The sequence below is a fragment of the Flavobacterium rivuli WB 3.3-2 = DSM 21788 genome, from assembly GCF_000378485.1.
In the GTDB taxonomy this organism is placed as follows: Bacteria; Bacteroidota; Bacteroidia; order Flavobacteriales; family Flavobacteriaceae; genus Flavobacterium; species Flavobacterium rivuli.
In genome coordinates this window covers 453,625-472,519 of the sequence record NZ_KB899966.1, presented here as the reverse complement: position 1 = coordinate 472,519, position 18,895 = coordinate 453,625, and the positions used below count along the sequence as shown (strand labels likewise).

The following is an 18,895-nucleotide window of genomic DNA, read 5'->3' as shown; positions in this document are numbered from 1 at the left end:
ATTATTTTTTAATAACAAACGTGTCAGCTATAGTAGCAAGCTGGCCTTCGTTAAGTTTAGTAGTTTTCTTTAATTTAGATTTAAACTCGGCCACTTCATCTGCAGATGACGGGCAGCCCAGGTTTTCGCCTTTAGCGTTAAATGAATCTGATAAAACCTTACCGTTAGCGTCTGTGATAACCCAGAATGGTAAACCGGCTTTAGTGCCTTTATAAGTTTCTAATAGTGCATCTGCACCCGGATTTTCGAGGGTTTTGTTTTTAGGCGATTCCTGAACGGTTAACTGTACGGTAACAAAATTATCGTCGAACATTTTTTTACAGGCATCGCTCTCCATATTTTTTTCCATCTTTTTGCACCAGCCACACCAAGAGGCATGAAACATTACAAATACATTTTTATGTTCTTTTTTTGCCAGAGCCTGTGCCTTTTGCATTACAACTGCTGCAGTTTCCTGTGCTGTGCTGTTTACAACCGGCAATAAAAATAAAAAGGACAGTAATAATAATTTTAGTTTCATGATGTGTATTTTTTTGGTTTATGATGATGATACGAAGTTACTAAAAATGCTTGTTGCAGGCAGATAAAATTTTCCGCACTCAAAATAAGAAAAATTGTACTAAAAACATAAACTTTTCACGCTATTTAATAACATGAGATTTTGGAAAAAAAATATATTTGCGATACTTTTATACCACCAACTAAAAATGATTGCCTTCATGAAAATGCATAGGGATATACTTGTAATAGAAGACGATGAAGACGACAGGGACATTTTGCAGGAAATATTTAAAGACCTTGGGTACAGGAACAAGCTGGTGTTTTTTGCAGATAGCACTCAGGCTCTTGCCTATATTAGGAGGCCTGAAATTGAACCTTTTATTATAATTTCGGATATTAACATGCCTAAATTAGGCGGTTTCGAATTGCGCAATATTATTCTGGAAGAAGAACTTTTAAGCGATAAAGATATTCCCTACATTTTTATAAGCAATGCCCAGGACGATTATTCTATTAGGCAGGCTAATAAACTATCTATACAGGGCTACATACATAAAGGAACGGACTATAACAAATACAAAGAAAAAATACGCAATTTAATAGATTACTGGAAAGAAAATATTAATACGTTCTCGTCCAGAAATAGTTAAACGCGCATACCCTTATAATTTTTATGGCAGAAAGACCTTTTTCTGATTTCAGACTAATTTTAATCACGAAATTCACGCTTAATCAAAAGATAGAAATGCATTTAGACAATGTGTCGATCTCATATAGATTTAATCTGGTTAGTTGTGATGTCGCTAAAATTTTAAAATTGTCAAACAGCATAGATGCCTATTGTAATTGGTAATTATTTACAGTAGTAATTAGGCTTGTTAACAATTCATCCTTAAAATACTGCAACTGGGTAAGCTTTTTTATGAAACACGTGTTTGGTACTGCAACTTTGCAGCAACGAAACCAACGCCATGAAAGTTATTACCACTCTATTAGTACTATTTATCTGCTGTATTGCCCAGGCACAAACCACAATTAACGGAACCGTTACTGATGATAAAGGCCTGCCGGCATCTGCTGCCAATATTTATATAGACGGCACTTATGATGGTACGGTATCTGCACAGGATGGCACATTTACCTTTACCACAACCACGACCGGGCCGCAAATACTAATTATAACATTTCTTGGTTTTGATGATGTACAGCAAAACATCGTGATAGAAAATTATACGCCCAAAACATTTAAGCTGCGCGAAAATGTAAATACACTTGATGCCGTAGTTATTTCGGCCGGAAGTTTTAATGCAGGCGATAACAGCAAAGTTAATGTACTTAAACCTCTTGATATTGTTACTACGGCAGGGTCTGCAGGCAATATAATTGCAGCACTGCAAACATTGCCGGGTACACAAACAGTGGGCGAGAGTGGCAGGCTCTTTGTGCGCGGCGGCGAGGCAGATGAAACCCAGACTTTTGTAGACGGTATGCGTGTTGCCCAGCCCTATAACGCCTCGGCTAATAATTTACCTACCCGCGGGCGTTTTTCGCCTTTTCTGTTTAAGGGTATGACGTTCTCTACAGGAGGATATTCGGCAGAATATGGCGAAGCATTATCAAGCGTGCTGCTCCTTAATTCTATTGATGAGCCTGTGCAGGAGCAAACAGAAGTTTCTGTAATGACTGTAGGCCTGGGCCTGAGCAATACCCAAAAATGGGAAAAGAGTTCGCTTAGCGTTAATGCAGCTTATACTAATTTACAGCCCTACCAATGGATAGTTCCGCAGGATGTTAGCTGGATAAAGCCTTATCAGTCGGGTGCGGGAGAAGGAGTTTACCGTTATAAATTTAATAGCGGCTTGCTTAAAGTATATGCCGCTTTTGATCATGCCAACTTTAGCCTTTACCAAAATGACGTTAATGAGCCTTTGCCGGTTAAGGTAGATATGAAAAACGATAACCTGTATGTAAACACATCTTATAAAGGAATGTTTGGCACGCAATGGACAATACTTACCGGTATTGCCTACGGATATAGCCATAACAATATTGGTTTAAACGATAATAAGGTAACAAACGGCGAACATAGCAGTCATCTTAAATTGAAACTGACTAAAGGTTTTAACAGCCGTATGAAGTTAAGTTTTGGTGCAGATTATTTCCTTACCAATTTTAGCGAAGATTACAATGAGCCAACTGGGTTTAGTTATAACAGTGGTTACACTAATAATATTGCCGCAGTTTACACAGAAGCTGATTTTATGTTCTCTAAAAACTTTGCATTAAAGGTAGGAATGCGCAGTTCATATTCAGATATTGTGGGTAAAGCTACTTTAGAACCACGTGCTGCACTGGCATATAAGGCAGGTAAAAACGGACAGTTTTCTTTAGCGTATGGTGATTTTTATCAAACTCCTAAGCAGGATTACTTAAAGTATTACAAGAGATTTAATTTTGAAAGGACAGCCCACTATATTTTTAATTATATGTATAATGGCAACGGTACAACCTTTAGGGCAGAAGCGTATTATAAGGACTATGCAAACCTTGTAAAATACAATACAACATTGCCTCAATACAACAGCCAGTATAACAACGGCGGGAGTGGCTACGCGCAGGGTATAGACCTTTTATGGAGGGATAATAGCACTATAAAAAACCTGGAATATTGGATATCGTACTCCTACATAGACAGCCACAGGGATTATAAAAATTATGAAAAATCGGTAACCCCCAGCTATGTTGCTAACAATAATTTATCTGTGATTACTAAATATTGGGTAGGAGAGCTGCGCTCGCAAATAGGGCTTACTTACAGCTATAATTCCGGCCGCCCTTATGATAATCCTAATGAAGCAAATTTTATGGCAAGCCATACTAAAAGTTATAATAGCCTTAGCCTGGGGTGGGCATACCTTATCTCACAGCAAAAAATATTATATTTCTCCGTATCAAATATGCTGGGTAATGATAATGTGTTTGGTTATAGCTATGCCAATACCCCCGGTAGCGATGGCCAGTTTGCCCGTCAGGCAATTACGCAACCTGCAAGCCGTTTCTTTTTTGTAGGATTCTTCTGGACGATCAGCAGCGATAAAAAATCAAATATGCTGGAGAATTTGTAACAAGTTTAATTTTATAAAATGGTTTTATGGGTGTTAAGCATCCATGCTTCATTTAGCATATTTAGTAGCATATTATGGTTGGTTTCATAAGCATTTGCCGAGAAGCAGTAGGGAGAGTTATAATGTTTAAGGTTGTAAATAAGCAACCTTTTAGTAATGCTATTGGTTTCTGCTTCAATATTTTTTTCAGGGTTATAAAGCAGCACCGATATAAATTTTTGGCTGGCAACAGTAACCTCCTTAAATCCTGATATTTCATTCCAGCGCAATGCTGTTGTATTCTTTTTGCCCGGATTTATTGTCAGGGTATTATTATCTATACTTAATGCTATTTTCTTAAAAATTACAATTCGCAATGCAGCTATAGTACAGGCGCCAAAAAACAAAGTACCAACAATACCTATCGCAAATGGCACCGTCTCTGAATATCGGTGCGTAAATTTCTCCGGAAAAAGTATTAGGGCTATGCTTGATGCCACTAAGACACAACCCATTAAAAACAACAATAAGCTCTTCTTGCGGCTGGTGTAAATATGTTTTGGTTCCATTTTAGATGCGTTATATATTGCTGAAATATACAACTTGTTTTATAATGCATAGTACTGCAATTTAATGATCATCATCATTTTTCTTGTACTTAAACTTACAAATGAGCATTGCAACGTTAAGTAGTATAGACAAAATATTAGTTGCAATGATAGGTACATCGCCTTTGTCGGCTCCGTAATATACCCATAACGAATTACCTGTAAGCAGCACTATAAACATTAAGACTGACACATCTCCGGCCTTTTTAGATTTAATGGTTTTTACCAGTTGGGGTATTATTGATGATGACGTGCATAAGCCTGCCACGATGCCTACAAGTTCTATGAAATCCATACAGTAAGCTTTTATTTAGCTGTAAGATAATTTTCTTACATGTGTTTATCTTTAAATTCAAAAATTTATAAGTCAGATTTTTAAGTTATTTTATATAAAGTCTTCAATTAATATTGTTTTGAGAAATTTAGACAATTGTAAAACGTAGGGTAATGCATAAGTAATACATTTAAATACACTATTTATACTGCTATAATCAGTCTATCCTAAGTCCGGCTCAGGCCCATGAAACAAACTGGCATCGGCATTCGCCGGAATTTTTACGGGCCTACCTGTTCGTGCCGACTCGTAAATAGCCTCCATAATAATGTGGTCCTGCAACCCTTCTTCTCCTGTAGAAAAGGGCCTTTTGTTATTAATAATACAGTCAGAGAAATGATCCATTTCAACTGCAAACTGGTCCGTAGCTGCAAGAACAATATTTTCGATAATCTTTTCCTTTCCTTCAGCGTGCGACTTTTTTAAGTCCTGGCCCGTGTAGGCGTATGCATTATCAAGCTTAAGCCATCCTTTTTCGCAAAACACTCCATAATCTTTATTGTCATGGCTGTCATAATTGGTTACACAATTAGCTATTATCCCATTAGGAAATTTCATTTGCCATGATACCATTTCTTCAACTTCTGCAAAAAGTGGGTTTCCCGGCGTACTATATTGGTACGCAAAAACCTCAGTAGGCTCCTGTCCTAAAATAAATCGGTTGGTATTTATGCAATATAACCCAATATCCGGCAGGGCGCCGCCTCCGGCAAGGGCTTTTTTATGCCTCCAGTGGTCTGGGTTGGCACTTGCCTGGCCGTTTGTTGCCTGAATGTATTTAGTTTCTCCCAAAACTTTCTGCTTAAGCATATCCCTGATTTTGCGGTTGTGGGGTTGGTACTGTATGCGGTAAGCCACCATAAGCTTTACTCCGGCAGTAGTACAGGCAGCTATCATTTCGCGGCATTCGGCAGCAGTATTTGCCATTGGCTTTTCGCACAAAATATGCTTACCCGTTTTTGCCCCGCGTATAACATATTCTTTATGCAGGCCATTAGGTAACACAATGTAAATAACATCTACTTCAGGGTTGTTCTTTATCTGGTCGTAATTTTCATAGCTGTAACAACTCTCAGGCTTTACACCGTATTGTTCGGCCACTTTCTTAAGCTTATCGGGGCTGCCGCTTACAAGGGCAGCAAGGCGCGATTTTTTGCAGGTATTGAGGGCAGGTAATATTTCTTCTAATGAAAGGTGTCCTAACCCTACAATGGCATACCCTATACGTTCTTTATAGGGTAGCGGCGTAGGAGTAGGGGCCGACTGCACATCATTTTTAGATTTCCATTCTTCCAGCACTATAGGTTCGGTAGCAGATGCCGGAACTTTTGCGGGTGGCGAAACAGCGTTTAACCCAGAGTGGCTTATAGCACTGCCGGAAACTCCGCAGGCCGATGCTAATCCTGCCACAGCAACTGCCGCAACACTCCTTCCTGTTATTGATAAAAAATCCTTACGCGAAATGCTATTTACATCTTTAATCCCTGTTAGAGTCGGGTTAGGTGTAGTATTCATAATAATATTGTTGATATTGTTATACAGCAAGTTACCACACAAAGCCCAGAGCAAAAAGCTATTTCTTCGTTTTGGGATAAGTTTAGTACCCTTTAACCCGTTGTGCATTTTACTTAATAGAATTAAAAGTTGTGCAAACTGCTAAAAGCATATATATTCCGCCGTAGGCGGAAGGGTCAAAAAGCTGTTAGCAAAGCTTTGTGTATTTTAATCCTTGCAAACAGAATTGTTATATTTGTGCAAAATGTTAGGCTTATCTTTGTGTCCTTTGTGGTAAAACTTCATAAAATCTAACTGTATTAGGCCACTTTATATTGATAAATTATATTAGAACATAAACTAAAAATCAGATGGATAACAACAATGCAGATTTACTAACCGATAAAGAGTACCAACTGGAACGCATGCCCGGTAAGGGAGGATGGACGTATGTATCGCTTCCTGAAATTAAAAAGGATAAAGATGCACCTTTTGGTTTAGTAAAAGTGCGCGGTACCATAGATGGTTACGAAATAAAAAACTACAGCTTAATGCCTTATGGCAACGGTAATTTATTAATAGCAGTTAAAGCAGATATAAGGAAAGCAATAGGTAAAGAGGAGGGAGATAGTGTACGCCTCATACTTTATAAAGATACCACAGGATTTGAAATACCCGAAGAATTTAGAGTGCTACTGCTTAATGAACCCGGAGCTTATGAAGCTTTTGTGCGCCATAAAAAGTGGGAACAGAAAATGTGTGTAACCTGGATTTATACTGCTAAAAGAGACGAAACCCGTAATGAAAGGGTTAAGAAAACGTTGTATCGATTAAAAAATCGTGAAAAAATTGTGTAGTAATTGTTGAATAATTCTCACATTATTCAGTGTTATCATGATTTTGCTGACTAATTTGAGGTGTTTAATATGTTAAAATAATATTTATTGCTTTAAATGTGTTAAAACTTTTTGAGACGTTTGTTTTTTATAATTTATTTATGTTATATTTGGCATATAATTAATTCATAATTAACACTGCCTATATAAAAAACTACTTTTTAGAACCCGTACCAACGGGGTTTATCGACCAAATTCAAAAAACGCTAAAAAGTACTGTTATGGCTAATGTTGTAATCCCTGACGCTGCTCTTGTAAGAGATTATGTAGGCGGAGACGAAAATGCTCTGTCTATCTTAATAAAGAGGCACCAATCTAAAATTTACGGATTTATTTACTCTAAAGTAACTGACAGGGATATCGCCGATGATATCTTTCAGGACACTTTTATTAAAGTAATTAAAACACTTAAGTCTAATTCGTATAACGAAGAAGGCAAATTTCTGCCGTGGGTAATGCGTATTTCGCATAACCTTATTGTAGACCACTTTAGGCGTAACAAAAAAATGCCTATGTACCGCGAGACAGAGGAATTCTCTATCTTTTCTATCATGACAGATAATAGCCCTAACATAGAGAACAGAATTATTACTGAGCAGGTAGAAAGCGACCTTCAGCGTATAATAGAACAACTTCCTGATGACCAGAAAGAAGTACTGCAAATGCGTATTTACCAAGACCTTAGCTTTAAGGAAATTGCTGATTTAACTGGTGTTAGCATCAATACAGCTCTTGGCAGGATGCGTTATGCACTTATGAACTTAAGAAAGGTTATAGAAAAAAATAAAATTATTTTGACTAATTAGGCAATAATAAGGTTTTGCTTAGCGTTGTAGTGTAAACAACAACAAATAATTAAGCTAAATGGCAAAACTTTACTCTCAAAAACCTGTAGCAGCGCCTAAAATGTTACCAAAAAAAGAAACCATAGATTTTTTACTTAACTATTCTAAAGCACTTAAAATAGTTAAGACAGAGAACGGTACATACGAATGCCTTGCTAACTAATTTACTCACGTCCTGCTATTTTTTTAGCGGGACGTGTTTTTTATAATACTCCTCAAGCACTGATTTTCGGCCTATAGTTGCGGTAATAATATCTTTATTAATATCCCAGCCACGTGCCGGCGAGTATTGCCTGCCATACCAAATTATCTGTAAATGCAGGTCGTTCCATAATTTTTTAGGGAACAGTTTCTTTGCGTCAGCTTCCGTTTGTACCACATTTTTACCATTGCTTAATCCCCAGCGATACATAAGCCTGTGTATATGGGTATCTACAGGAAATGCAGGTACTCCGAAAGCCTGGCTCATAACAACACTTGCTGTTTTATGGCCTACGCCGGGCAGGGCTTCAAGGTCTTCAAAATTATCGGGTACCTTACCGCCATGTTTTTCAATCAATATTTCAGAGAGGCCGTGAATTGCTTTGGCTTTAGCAGGAGATAATCCTACCGGGCGGATGATATCGCGTATATCTTCAACCAAAAGTTTTACCATGCTGTAAGGATTATCGGCACGTTCAAACAGCAGCGGAGTGATCATATTTACGCGCACATCGGTACTTTGGGCGCTCATTAACACTGCAATTAATAGCGTGTATGGGTCTTTATGGTCGAGGGGCAGGGGTATGGTAGGGTAGAGTTCGGCTAAGGTTTTTATAACGAATTTAGCCTTTTCTGCTTTGGTCATTTTGTGTATATTTATACAAACAAATATAACACTATGACCACACTTACCAAAGGAGATAAAGCACCCAATTTTAGCGCAGTAGACCAGGACGGAAAAACGCATAATTTAACCGATTATACCGGTAAAAAACTGGTAGTTTATTTTTACCCTAAGGCAGATACTCCCGGATGTACAGCCGAAGCCTGCGACCTGCGCGATAATTACCACCGTTTTATTGCCCAAAATTATGAAGTGCTTGGTGTTAGTGCCGATAGCCAGAAAAAGCTTGTAAAGTTTAAAGATAAGTATGAACTGCCATTTCCATTAATTTCTGACGAAGATAAAACGGTAATAAATGCCTTTGGTGTTTGGGGCCCTAAAAAATTTATGGGTAAATTGTTTGATGGTATTAACCGCACCACATTTGTTATAGATGAGAACGGAATTATAGAAGATGTAATTACTGCTGTTAAAACAAAAGATCATACTGCCCAAATATTAAAATAAATTAATAATAATTTCTTAATTTATGTTAAATATTTGTACTTTAGCTTTGGTGTCTAAAAGCTTGGAGTATGAATGTATCTGAAGAATTGCGCGGCATTTGGGGCAGGATAAGCAAAAGCGAGGATGTAAGCGATTACAACTTTGACCTGAAATTGCATAAAAAAATGCTTGATGTTTTTCAGGTAGGAAGCTATTTTTACTTTGTGGTTAATGTAAGGAAGTCTCTTTTTGAAATGGTTAGCCCCGAAATGAGCGAGGTTTTGGGATATCCGCTACAAGATCTTACCCTTGACTTTTATGTAAACCGGATGCATCCTGATGATCTGCCCTTCTTTTTAAACTTTGAAGTGGCAGTGGGCGATTTTTTTATCAATTTTTCCGGAGAGCAGCTTTTTAAATATAAAGTGCAATACGATTTCAGGATAAAAAAAGCGAATGGGCAGTATATAAGGATATTGCATCAGTTTATCATAATCCAGCATGACCCGGAAAATGTAAAAACATTTGCCATAGATACAGACATAACAAATTTAAAAACAGACGTTACCCCACAGCTTTCTTTTATTGGCCTGGAGGACGAACCATCTTATATAAATGTAGATGTAAACAATATTTTTACCCCTACAAAACATATTTTTACTAAGCGGGAACGGGAAATACTAAGAGCTTTGGCAAACGGAATGAATAGTGCAGAGATTAGCGACTCTTTAAATATAAGCCGCTTTACTGTAGATGTACACCGTAAGAACATGCTTAAAAAAACTGAGGCAAAATCTACTTATGAGATCATTCAGAAGGCTTATAACAATGGGTGGGTGTAACCATATTGGGAAATTGCTATTTGATTATGGCAACTTTAAACTTCATGACAATATTTAGCTCAAAAAGTACATCTATATAGCGCATGTTTTTATCGGTTACGACATAGTTGAAAGTATAAATATCATCCCGCTTTAAAAAATCTACATATTTTTGTTTAGCAAGGGCTTTTTCATCCCAAATTAATTCCTCTTTTATAGTTTTCCATACCTCTGGATTTGCATTGGTATTTGTGTTTATCTGTAATCTGGATAATGTATTATTATACTTTATCTTAAAGTGTATAGTATCTCCTACCTTTGCAGCTATAACGCCTGTATCAGGAGAAATAATTTCTAATTGTCCTAATTGTGACGGCTCTATGTAAGGTGTTTTTTTGTATTTTTCTTTTGCAATTTTATATTTAGAATTGCGTACCATACAGAATCTTTAGGAAAGTGATTTCTTGATAATTTATCAACAGGTGTTAACCAGTAATAGTTAGAAAACTTTTTAACAAAAGGTTTTAATTTGTCTTTCTCATGTCTCCCGCAATAGCCTGATGCCCAGGTAACGTCAAGAAAATAATAATTATTGTCAATAACAACAGCATTCCATGCATGGTTTAAAGGCCCCGTGCTGCCTATTTGAGAGGGTTTATATTTTGTGTAACCACTTACTACAGATCCATGTATCCCTGCATAATCACATAACCGCTTGAAAAGGCGGGAGTAACCTTCGCAAATACTTTTACCACTTGTAATTACTTCATGTAAATAATTATCTTCCCATTTAACGTAAAGGGCAGTACAATCATCACCTTTTTTACAATCGGGAAATTTTAGGTTTTTTTCTTTGTTTATAAATTTATAATCATATGCTATATTCTGGGTAATCCAGTAGAAGATGGAGCGTGCCTTATCCATATCATTATTGTACTTACTGGTAAGATTGACAGATAATAACTTTAGGTCATTCTTGTAAATTATTTTTGCGGCGGCACTATCAATTGCAGCATAGTTTTGACTTGTTTCAGGTTGGGAGTATACGATAGTGGCACAAAACAACGACAAAAAAGAAATGATGAATTTTAACTTCATGATTAAGGCATACTTTTATAAATCTGTTTAATTATTGCCACCGAATATTTACTGGAAACCTCTTTAATAAAAGCAGGGAAATCTATATGCGAATTATCATCGGCACTATCAGATATGGTTCGTATTATCGTGAATGGAATATCATATTCATAACAAACCTGTGCTACAGCTGCGCCTTCCATCTCTACACAAAGCACATCGGGCAGGAGAGTAAGCAAATTTTCCTTATCGCTATTGTTTGCAAAGAACTTATCGCCACTGGCAATATCGCCGGTAAGTAGTTTTGGTTGTGTTATCCCAAATGTTGTTAGCACCTCAGTACCAATCAAATTTATAAGGGTATCATTTTCTAATAGGGGAGTAATTGCTTGTTGGGCAATTGAAAGTTGGCTATTGTCAATTTCAAAATAAGTTTTGCCAAGCAGCGGAATCTCAAATTGCGGCATTAGCGGCCTTGCATCCATATCATGCTGAATAAGCCTGTTAGCCAATACTATATCGCCTATTTGTAATGATGCACTTATAGCTCCGGCTACACCGGTAAAAATAAGCTGGGTAATATTAAAATGATGTATAAGTGCCGATACTGTTGCAGCAGCAGCAACCTTACCCCATCGCGAAAATACCACCACAGTGTCAATACCTTTAATAGTTCCGGTAGTGTAAATACGCCTGCCAATGGTAGTTGATTGAGGATTATCAAGTAACGCTGTTACGCCGGCAATCTCCTCGGGCATTGCCGCCATGATGCCTATTGTTATTTTGCTCATCTTTAATAACCTGTATATCATACAGGTGTTTCATTATCAACTTTTCTGATCGTTAAAACGTCTTTTTCTACTTCAATTGTAACTTTTTCACCAATTTTAAATCCTGCTTTTTCCAGCCAGTTTCCTGATAAAGTTAGTTTAGGATTTACGATTTTTGTCCAGCGATTTTTTACAAATTGTGGTGCAATTGTAAGAAGCCTTTTGTTTGTAATTCTTTTCATGATATTTTGTTATTAATTTTAAATCAATAACACATGAAAATCAAAAATCCTCGTTGAAGAGGATTTAAATATCTTATTTTAAAGTAAATACTACTGATTTTGCTCGGCCAATACTCTTTTAGGGTCATAACCAAAAAGGTGGTTAAGTTTAATAACCTCCGGTATGCCTGGTGGCAGCATTTCTTCCCAGCCACTTTTACCCTTATTTATCATTTTAAGCACTTCACGCGAGAAGATATCAAGGTTGTTAGTGTCAACATTGCTAATGTCTATAACCTTACCGTTGAACTTAAAGAATTTGTAAAGTTCCTTCATCCTTGGGTGTACCTTCAGGTTTTCAGAATCTATAACTTCGCCATGCTCATCTTTCATAGGGTACAGGTATACTTTAAGGTCGCGGTAAAACAGTTTACCAAAAGCCTCAAGTATACCACCACTTAAATGGCGGTAGTATTTTTCATCGAAAATATCTATAAGGTTACTCACGCCCATAGCAAGCCCCATACGTGCTTTTGTATAACTTGAAAAATATTCTACCACCTTATAGTATTCCTGAAAGTTAGATATCATAACGTGCTGACCGAGAGAACAAAGCAATTCGGCACGATCCATAAAATCACGTTCGTCAATTTCGCCTTCAGAGCGCAGGTTAGAAAGGGTGATTTCAAAAACAACCAGGGTTTTTTCTCTGTCAACCTTATTCTCTTCAAGAAACATCTGGTATGATTTTTCATACATATCCATGTTTACTTTCGTTACCGGCCTAAAGCTCCCCCTTAGTGCAAGGATATTTTTTTTGTATAGTATAGCAGCCGGCAGTACGTTATGCCCAGTAGGGTCGAACATTACAGCATCGGTCATGCCGTTTTTAACGAGCTGCAGGCTCATAAGCCTGTTATCTACATCGGCAAATCGGGGCCCGCTAAAGTTAATGGTATCAATTTCAAGCTGGTCTTTATCAAGGTGGTCATAAAGGTAACGCAGCAATTTTTTAGGGTCGTTATATTTATAAAAAGCACCATAAATAAGGTTTACACCCAGCGTGCCCAGTGTTTCCTGTTGCAGGCGGGCATCATTTTCTTTAAAGCGAATGTGCAGGGTAATCTCATTATAATCTTCATCGGGCTCTACCTGGTAGCGGATACCCACCCAGCCGTGGCCTTTAAACTGCTTGGCAAAATCTATGGTAGCAACGGTATTTGCATAACTAAAAAATACTTTGCTTGGGTGTTTATCGCGGTTAAGCCTTTGCTCCATAATGCGCACCTCGTGGCCCAGCATTTTTTTAAGGCGGCTTTCGGTTACATACCTGCCATCTTCTTCGCAGCCATAAATGGCATCGCTAAAGTCTTTATCGTAAGCAGACATTGCCTTTGCAATGGTGTTAGATGCTCCTCCGGAACGGAAGAAATGCCTTACTGTTTCCTGTCCGGCGCCTATCTCGGCAAATGTGCCGTAAATGTTCTCATTCAGGTTTATGCGTAAGGTTTTATCCTTTATAGAAGGTACGTGTGCAATTATTCTGTCGCCCTTAAGGGTTATGTCTGTGTCAGTTAATTTCATAGCAATGAAAGATATGTTGCAAAGTTAGGAAAACACTGCGTTTTATAAAACAATAATGCTATTTTTGTGTAAAAATAAAACAATCTTGAACGTTTGGTTTTTAGGTACGGGAACCTCGCAGGGCATACCTGTTATAGGCAGCACGCACCCGGTAAGCTTTAGCAGCGACCCCAGGGATAAACGCCTGCGGGTATCTGTATGGGTATACTGGGAAGGACACTCGTACATAATAGACTGTGGCCCCGATTTCAGGCAGCAGATGCTTACCTGTGGCTGCGTAAAAATAGATGGCATCCTCTACACTCACGAACATGCCGACCATACTGCCGGCCTCGACGATATCCGTCCTTATTTCTTCCGTCAGGGCAACATACCCATCTACGCCCATAAAAGGGTTTTACGAAACCTTGAAAAGCGTTTTGACTATATTTTTGAAGAGGAGAACAAGTATCCCGGTGCACCATCTGTATCTGTTAACGAGGTAATAAATAACGAGCCATTTCCTGCCGGTAATAAAACGGTAATTCCTATAGGGATATTGCACGGCAGCCTCGAAATTTTTGGTTATCGCATAGGAAATTTTGCTTATCTTACAGATGTAAAGACCGTTGCTCCTGAAGAGACTGAAAAGCTTAAAGGCCTTAAAGTACTTGTGGTAAGCGCACTTCGTGAGGAACCACACCATTCGCACTTTAATTTAGATGAAGCGCTCGATTTTATAGCAAGCGTAAAACCTGAACGCGCTTATATTACACACATTAGCCACATGATGGGCTTTCATGCAGAAGTGCAGGGAAAACTGCCTGCCAATGTATTTTTAGCTTATGATAACTTACAGATAACCCTATAATTATTATTTTACCCAAACATGAAAAAGCAACTTTATTTATACCTCTTTATTTTTTCGTTTGTAATTAATGTTTTCATTTATATGTATTATTCCGGACAGGAAAAATATGTGCAGGAGCGCGTGCAAAAAATGGAGGTTAAGCTAAAAGCGTCCCGTGATAGCCTTAATACTGCTAAAGTTGCACTACAGGATGCCGATTATTTTGACCTTGTTAAAAACGATAATGCTGTAGACTATTTTGTTGATAAAGGCATTAATGATACGGATGCTCTTGCCGTAAAAATTGTTGAGGGTGTTAAAGAGTTAAACGGAAACCCTAATGGTAACCCGCTTACAGGCTACGACCCTTTAAACGGCGAAAAGTTTTTAATTAATAAAGTTAAAATACTAAACAACCGTTGGCTCATTGCCGATTTTAGCAATGGTAAAGCCTGGGGCGATGTACTTATAAAATACTTTGTAGACGATAAAGGCGTTGTAACTTACGAAACCTTACAATCGTCATTGTATGCAACTACAGTTAAGTAATATTTTGTAATTTAGTTTTCTGTTTAATTTAAATTTAAATAATGAAAAAGCCTGTACTGTTGTTATTGGCCTCTCTTTGCCTTTTGTCCTGCGATTTTATTATGAAAAAACGCGATACAGAAGACAAAGAATCTGCAGCATCGTCTAAGAAAGTAGTGCTGGGTACAGATAAAGACGAAAACGGGTGTGTAGCATCGGCAGGGTACAGGTGGTCTGTACTTAAAAACGATTGCATTAGGCCGGTAGAAGAATGCTACCGCTTAAATACCATACAGGAACTTGCCAGCGAAAGTGATGTTACCAGCGTATATGTGGCCTTTGAAGAAGATGGGGGCAACCGTGCAGAATTGTTTTTGCCGGGTACCACAAATTCTATTATATTAAAGCAGGACGGTAAAAATACTCCCTACAAGGATAAAGACTGGATACTTTATTCGCAAAATGGTTATAAGCTAAAAAAGAACGGCAACTTGCTTTATGCAGGAGCCGCAGCGGTGCAGGAAGGGCAAATAACGGGCGATGACCAGCAGGAACAGGATTAGTTATTGCATAACAATTAGCTTTATGTAATTCGAAATGCATTGCTTAATAATAAAATCGCTAACAATTTTTTTTATTGAAATGTATTAAGTAAAACTATATTAAATTTATAATATAAACTTAGCGCGAAGCAGAGGTAATAAACAATTGCTTATTTTCGTTTGGTATTAAAAGAAAATATTTATGAAAAACCTGTTTAAATTTTTATTGATATTCCTGTTCCCGTTTACACTGGCGGCACAGGAACAATTCTCCATATATTTTGACAGTAATAAATATGAACTTAAAAAAGGAGAGCAGGAAAGGCTGGATGCCTGGATGCTTAACAACAAAGAATCTAAAATACTGGCTATAAACGGTTATACCGATGAGGATGGTACTACAGGCCTTAACGATACCCTGGCCCAGCGCCGTGTTAGTACGGTGTTTGGCATATTAAAAGGAAAAATAGCAACCCGCGAAGATTTCAGGATACGCAGTTTTGGGGAGTTACATAAACAATCGTCTAAAAAGGCAGAAAACCGTAAGGTTACCGTTTATTATATTGAAAAGAAAGATCTCGCCCGCGAGAATGAAATTTTGGGTATTAAAGTGGTAAAGCCTGTAGCACCCGTTGCAAAAGGGCCAAAGGTATATCCTGATAAAATATCAGTAATGGGACCAAACGGTAAAGAAACCGAACTTACTCTTGATGTTGCTTTTATGAAGCGGGTAGGCGAAGCCAAAACCGGTGAAAAAATAAAAATTGAGAACCTTAATTTTTACGAAAACACCTTTGGTGTAATGGTAGAATCAAGGCACAGGCTGTATGAGCTACTGCAGGTAATGGAGGCTAACCCTAAGCTTAAAATAAAATTACTGGGACATGTATGCTGTATGAAAGCAGATCGTAACGACCTTTCTACCCAGCGTGCCAAAGCCGTAATGATGTTCCTTAACCAAAGCGGTATAGAAAAAAGCCGCCTGTCGTTTCAGGGGTTTGGTGTATCGCAGCCAATATACACTATACCCGAAAAAAATGCCGACGAGCGTGAGGCAAACCGCAGGGTTGAGGTAATGATTGTTGAAAATCCTTAGTTACTACACATTTATAAATATTTTAAGATTGTATAATTGCTTGCAGGTGAAGCGATGGTTAACTTTGAGTTTTAACTATTAAATTTACACTATGGCAACTACACGACGCAATTTTATAAATACACTTACTAAAGGGGCTGCCGCTGCCTCTATAGTTCCTATTGTAGGCAATGCTTTCGAGCTTGCTCCCGAAAGCGGTATTACACCTGTAGTTACAGGGTCGGCCGCTTCGTTTGAACGCACAACTAAAGACCATTACCGTCCGCCTTATAACATAGGTATGGGCGGTGTAGCGCTTGGTAATGGCTTTAAAGAAACTACCGATATGGAAGCGTTGCAGGCTATGGAAGCATCCTGGCAGGCAGGCATTCGTTATTTTGATACCTCTCCCTGGTATGGCCTTGGGCAAAGCGAGCGCCGCATAGGCAATTTTCTGCATGGTAAGGATAAAAAAGAGTATGTAATTTCTACAAAAGTGGGCCGCCTTATGTACCCGGATGCTAATTTTCAACATAAGCTATGGAAGGGCAGGCTTAACTTTAATTATAAGTATGACTATACGGCTGCAGGTACCAGAAAATCGGTAGAAGATAGTTTGCTAAGGCTGGGTATACCCGCACTGGATATTGTGTTTATACACGACTTGTCTCCGGATAACGAAGACTTTAAAGGCAAATGGCTTGACTATTTTAAAATTGCCCAGGATGGTGCTATGAAAGAGCTGACAAAAATGCGCGATGAGGGACTGATAAAGGCTTGGGGCCTTGGGGTAAATACTATAGAGCCTGCCCTTAAAGCCCTTGAAGTTGCCGACCCTGATATTTTCCTTTCGGCAACACAATATTCTTTGGTTAAGCATAAAGACGACCTTAATACACTTTTTCCTGCCTGCGAAAAAAGAGGTGTAAGCGTAGTGGTTGGTGCACCGTATGCTGCAGGATTACTTGCAGGGCAGGACCGCTATTTATATGGTGGTGAAAAGCCTGCCGATATCATGGCTAAATATGAAAAGATGAAAAAGGTGGCCGCCGCACATAAAGTAGACCTTCGTACGGCAGCACTGCAATTTACTGTTGCGCCTAAAGTGGTATCGGCAACCATACCGGGAGCACGTACTGCTAAACAGGTTACAGAAAATGCTGCTTCTATGAAAGCTACTATCCCCGCAGATTTTTGGGCAGAACTTAAAAAAGAAAAACTTATTGAGGCAAACGCCCCGGTTTAAGATATATACCAATTAAAAATCAAACCCTGCTAATTTATGGCAGGGTTTGATTTTTAATTTAAAACCGTTTAGATAAAATAAGCCCGTAGCCCTCGTCATCAAACTTTGGAAGTATTACTAAATTGTTAGTATCCTTAAACGGATTCCATCTTATAATAGGGTCCAGTAGGTAAACTAATTTGGTAATTACCATACCCACAGCAGCACCCACCATAACATCGCTTAGCCAGTGCGTGTTGTTCATGAGGCGTAATGAGCCTGTTGCCACGGCAAAGCCGTAGCCTGTATATGCAAAAACTGGGCTGGTGTCTATAAACTCTTCATACAAAACTGTAGCGTTTGCAAATGCCATAGAGCTGTGTGCTGATGGGAACGAATGGGCAATTTTACCACCATTAGGGCGCGTCTTATTAGTAAGCTTTTTAAGCTTACCGGTAACAAAATCAGTAATTATTAAGGAGATCGCAAGATTTTTTGTTTGGTCAAACCAATGATTTTTTGCCTTTACGCCTAAGGCATCGGCAGCATAAAGTTCTGCAATAGGGGCATACCTTAAATAATCATCTACTTTAGTATGAAAATTATGCCCCACTGTAAACAACACATTTTTATTTACTGATTTTTCAAACTGGCGTTTATTTGCCCATGCTCCTGCTAAAACAAGTGCTCCCGGTACAATGAGTTGTTTTACAAATACAGGCCGTTTTTTAACCGTAAGCGTTGTTGCGGGTATAAAAACAATGCTGTCATTTTGTGCCTCTGCTGGCATAACTGTAAAAAAGTACAGCCCAAGCATAAATAATAAATAAGGTATTTTTTTAAGGTAGTTCAGGTTCACGTTCATCATTCTCTCTACATCATTTTAAATCTGACTTTCTTTCTGAAACTGGGTATTGCCGGTAAAATTTGCTTATGCCATGTAATACTTTATTTTAGTTTATAAGTTATGAATATTTAATAGTTGGATACAACGCAGTATATCAGTAGTTTATTGTATGCAATATGTGTGCCATGTGGTTAAATTGAAATTAATATTAAATGGTTAGATAAATTTATGCGTACACCATTTACAAAATCGTTGGCAAAAATGTTTTTAACTTATATGCGC

At 38.1% G+C, this 18,895-nt stretch carries 23 protein-coding genes; 12 read left to right on the top strand and 11 right to left on the bottom strand.

Annotated elements, in window-relative coordinates:
- Position 1: 1 nt before the first annotated feature.
- The gene (locus tag F565_RS0102300) at positions 2-520 is read right to left on the bottom strand and encodes a thioredoxin family protein (protein WP_020211573.1); all 519 of its coding nucleotides are present in this window, start codon (positions 518-520) and stop codon (positions 2-4) included.
- A gap of 199 nt (positions 521-719) precedes the next feature.
- Between F565_RS0102300 and F565_RS0102295 the strand changes: the two genes are divergently transcribed.
- Together F565_RS0102295 and F565_RS0102290 are read left to right on the top strand one after the other, a co-directional pair.
- A complete protein-coding gene (locus F565_RS0102295; protein ID WP_035641845.1) occupies positions 720-1,151 on the top strand; it encodes a response regulator in 432 nt (143 codons plus the stop codon).
- A gap of 321 nt (positions 1,152-1,472) precedes the next feature.
- Positions 1,473-3,626 carry a TonB-dependent receptor gene (locus F565_RS0102290; RefSeq protein ID WP_020211571.1) on the top strand — a complete coding sequence of 718 codons (2,154 nt, stop codon included), beginning with the start codon at positions 1,473-1,475 and terminating at the stop codon, positions 3,624-3,626.
- Between the two features lie 11 nt (positions 3,627-3,637).
- On the opposite strand, the gene F565_RS0102285 is transcribed toward F565_RS0102290, so the two are convergent.
- The 3 genes from F565_RS0102285 to F565_RS0102275 all read right to left on the bottom strand — a co-directional run bounded on the left by F565_RS0102285 (position 3,638) and on the right by F565_RS0102275 (position 6,062).
- Positions 3,638-4,174, bottom strand: a complete 537-nt coding sequence (locus tag F565_RS0102285; RefSeq protein ID WP_154652510.1) for an STM3941 family protein — start codon at positions 4,172-4,174, stop codon at positions 3,638-3,640.
- Between the two features lie 61 nt (positions 4,175-4,235).
- Positions 4,236-4,508, bottom strand: a complete 273-nt coding sequence (locus F565_RS0102280; protein WP_020211569.1) for a SemiSWEET family sugar transporter — start codon at positions 4,506-4,508, stop codon at positions 4,236-4,238.
- A gap of 201 nt (positions 4,509-4,709) precedes the next feature.
- Positions 4,710-6,062, bottom strand: a complete 1,353-nt coding sequence (locus tag F565_RS0102275; protein WP_154652509.1) for a Gfo/Idh/MocA family protein — start codon at positions 6,060-6,062, stop codon at positions 4,710-4,712.
- 350 nt (positions 6,063-6,412) lie between these two features.
- On the opposite strand from F565_RS0102275, the gene F565_RS0102270 reads away from it, so the two are divergent.
- The 3 genes from F565_RS0102270 (at position 6,413) to F565_RS23005 (ending at position 7,945) form a co-directional block, all read left to right on the top strand.
- Positions 6,413-6,898: a DUF1905 domain-containing protein gene (locus F565_RS0102270; protein ID WP_020211567.1), complete on the top strand. Its 486-nt coding sequence runs from the start codon at positions 6,413-6,415 to the stop codon at positions 6,896-6,898.
- A 260-nt stretch (positions 6,899-7,158) separates the two neighbouring features.
- Positions 7,159-7,743: a sigma-70 family RNA polymerase sigma factor gene (locus tag F565_RS0102265; protein ID WP_020211566.1), complete on the top strand. Its 585-nt coding sequence runs from the start codon at positions 7,159-7,161 to the stop codon at positions 7,741-7,743.
- Between the two features lie 58 nt (positions 7,744-7,801).
- Positions 7,802-7,945 carry a hypothetical protein gene (locus F565_RS23005; protein WP_020211565.1) on the top strand — a complete coding sequence of 48 codons (144 nt, stop codon included), beginning with the start codon at positions 7,802-7,804 and terminating at the stop codon, positions 7,943-7,945.
- A 15-nt stretch (positions 7,946-7,960) separates the two neighbouring features.
- Here the strand turns inward: F565_RS23005 and F565_RS0102255 are convergent, their stop codons facing one another.
- Complete coding sequence (locus F565_RS0102255) at positions 7,961-8,629, bottom strand: endonuclease III domain-containing protein (protein ID WP_020211564.1); 669 nt, start codon at positions 8,627-8,629, stop codon at positions 7,961-7,963.
- Between the two features lie 33 nt (positions 8,630-8,662).
- Here F565_RS0102255 and bcp point away from each other — a divergent pair, with 33 nt between their 5' ends.
- Complete coding sequence (bcp, locus tag F565_RS0102250) at positions 8,663-9,115, top strand: thioredoxin-dependent thiol peroxidase (protein WP_020211563.1); 453 nt, start codon at positions 8,663-8,665, stop codon at positions 9,113-9,115.
- A 68-nt stretch (positions 9,116-9,183) separates the two neighbouring features.
- Complete coding sequence (locus F565_RS0102245) at positions 9,184-9,936, top strand: LuxR C-terminal-related transcriptional regulator (RefSeq protein WP_020211562.1); 753 nt, start codon at positions 9,184-9,186, stop codon at positions 9,934-9,936.
- A gap of 16 nt (positions 9,937-9,952) precedes the next feature.
- On the opposite strand, the gene F565_RS0102240 is transcribed toward F565_RS0102245, so the two are convergent.
- The 5 genes from F565_RS0102240 to F565_RS0102220 all read right to left on the bottom strand — a co-directional run bounded on the left by F565_RS0102240 (position 9,953) and on the right by F565_RS0102220 (position 13,567).
- A complete protein-coding gene (locus tag F565_RS0102240; RefSeq protein ID WP_020211561.1) occupies positions 9,953-10,354 on the bottom strand; it encodes a hypothetical protein in 402 nt (133 codons plus the stop codon).
- Complete coding sequence (locus tag F565_RS21065) at positions 10,294-11,013, bottom strand: transglutaminase domain-containing protein (protein ID WP_035641786.1); 720 nt, start codon at positions 11,011-11,013, stop codon at positions 10,294-10,296. Before F565_RS21065 ends, F565_RS0102240 begins: the two co-directional genes overlap by 61 nt.
- 2 nt (positions 11,014-11,015) lie before the next feature.
- Positions 11,016-11,783 carry a 5'-methylthioadenosine/adenosylhomocysteine nucleosidase gene (locus tag F565_RS0102230; protein ID WP_026299833.1) on the bottom strand — a complete coding sequence of 256 codons (768 nt, stop codon included), beginning with the start codon at positions 11,781-11,783 and terminating at the stop codon, positions 11,016-11,018.
- 17 nt (positions 11,784-11,800) lie between these two features.
- Entirely contained in the window at positions 11,801-12,004 is a 204-nt protein-coding gene (locus F565_RS0102225; protein ID WP_020211558.1) for a SymE family type I addiction module toxin, read from the bottom strand.
- Positions 12,005-12,094: 90 nt separating this feature from the next.
- Positions 12,095-13,567, bottom strand: a complete 1,473-nt coding sequence (locus F565_RS0102220; RefSeq protein WP_020211557.1) for a hypothetical protein — start codon at positions 13,565-13,567, stop codon at positions 12,095-12,097.
- Between the two features lie 85 nt (positions 13,568-13,652).
- Here F565_RS0102220 and F565_RS0102215 point away from each other — a divergent pair, with 85 nt between their 5' ends.
- The 5 genes from F565_RS0102215 (at position 13,653) to F565_RS0102195 (ending at position 17,787) form a co-directional block, all read left to right on the top strand.
- Positions 13,653-14,417 carry an MBL fold metallo-hydrolase gene (locus F565_RS0102215; protein ID WP_020211556.1) on the top strand — a complete coding sequence of 255 codons (765 nt, stop codon included), beginning with the start codon at positions 13,653-13,655 and terminating at the stop codon, positions 14,415-14,417.
- Between the two features lie 18 nt (positions 14,418-14,435).
- Positions 14,436-14,945 (top strand): hypothetical protein, encoded by a 510-nt coding sequence (locus F565_RS0102210; protein WP_020211555.1) that lies wholly within the window; start codon positions 14,436-14,438, stop codon positions 14,943-14,945.
- Positions 14,946-14,986: 41 nt separating this feature from the next.
- Positions 14,987-15,487, top strand: coding sequence for a hypothetical protein (locus F565_RS21060; RefSeq protein ID WP_154652508.1), 501 nt, complete (start codon positions 14,987-14,989; stop codon positions 15,485-15,487).
- Positions 15,488-15,668: 181 nt separating this feature from the next.
- Complete coding sequence (locus F565_RS0102200; protein WP_020211553.1) at positions 15,669-16,562, top strand: OmpA family protein; 894 nt, start codon at positions 15,669-15,671, stop codon at positions 16,560-16,562.
- Between the two features lie 91 nt (positions 16,563-16,653).
- Positions 16,654-17,787: an aldo/keto reductase gene (locus F565_RS0102195; protein WP_020211552.1), complete on the top strand. Its 1,134-nt coding sequence runs from the start codon at positions 16,654-16,656 to the stop codon at positions 17,785-17,787.
- A 58-nt stretch (positions 17,788-17,845) separates the two neighbouring features.
- Here the strand turns inward: F565_RS0102195 and F565_RS0102190 are convergent, their stop codons facing one another.
- Positions 17,846-18,634, bottom strand: a complete 789-nt coding sequence (locus F565_RS0102190; protein ID WP_231559597.1) for a phosphatase PAP2 family protein — start codon at positions 18,632-18,634, stop codon at positions 17,846-17,848.
- Between the last annotated feature and the right edge of the window lie 261 nt (positions 18,635-18,895).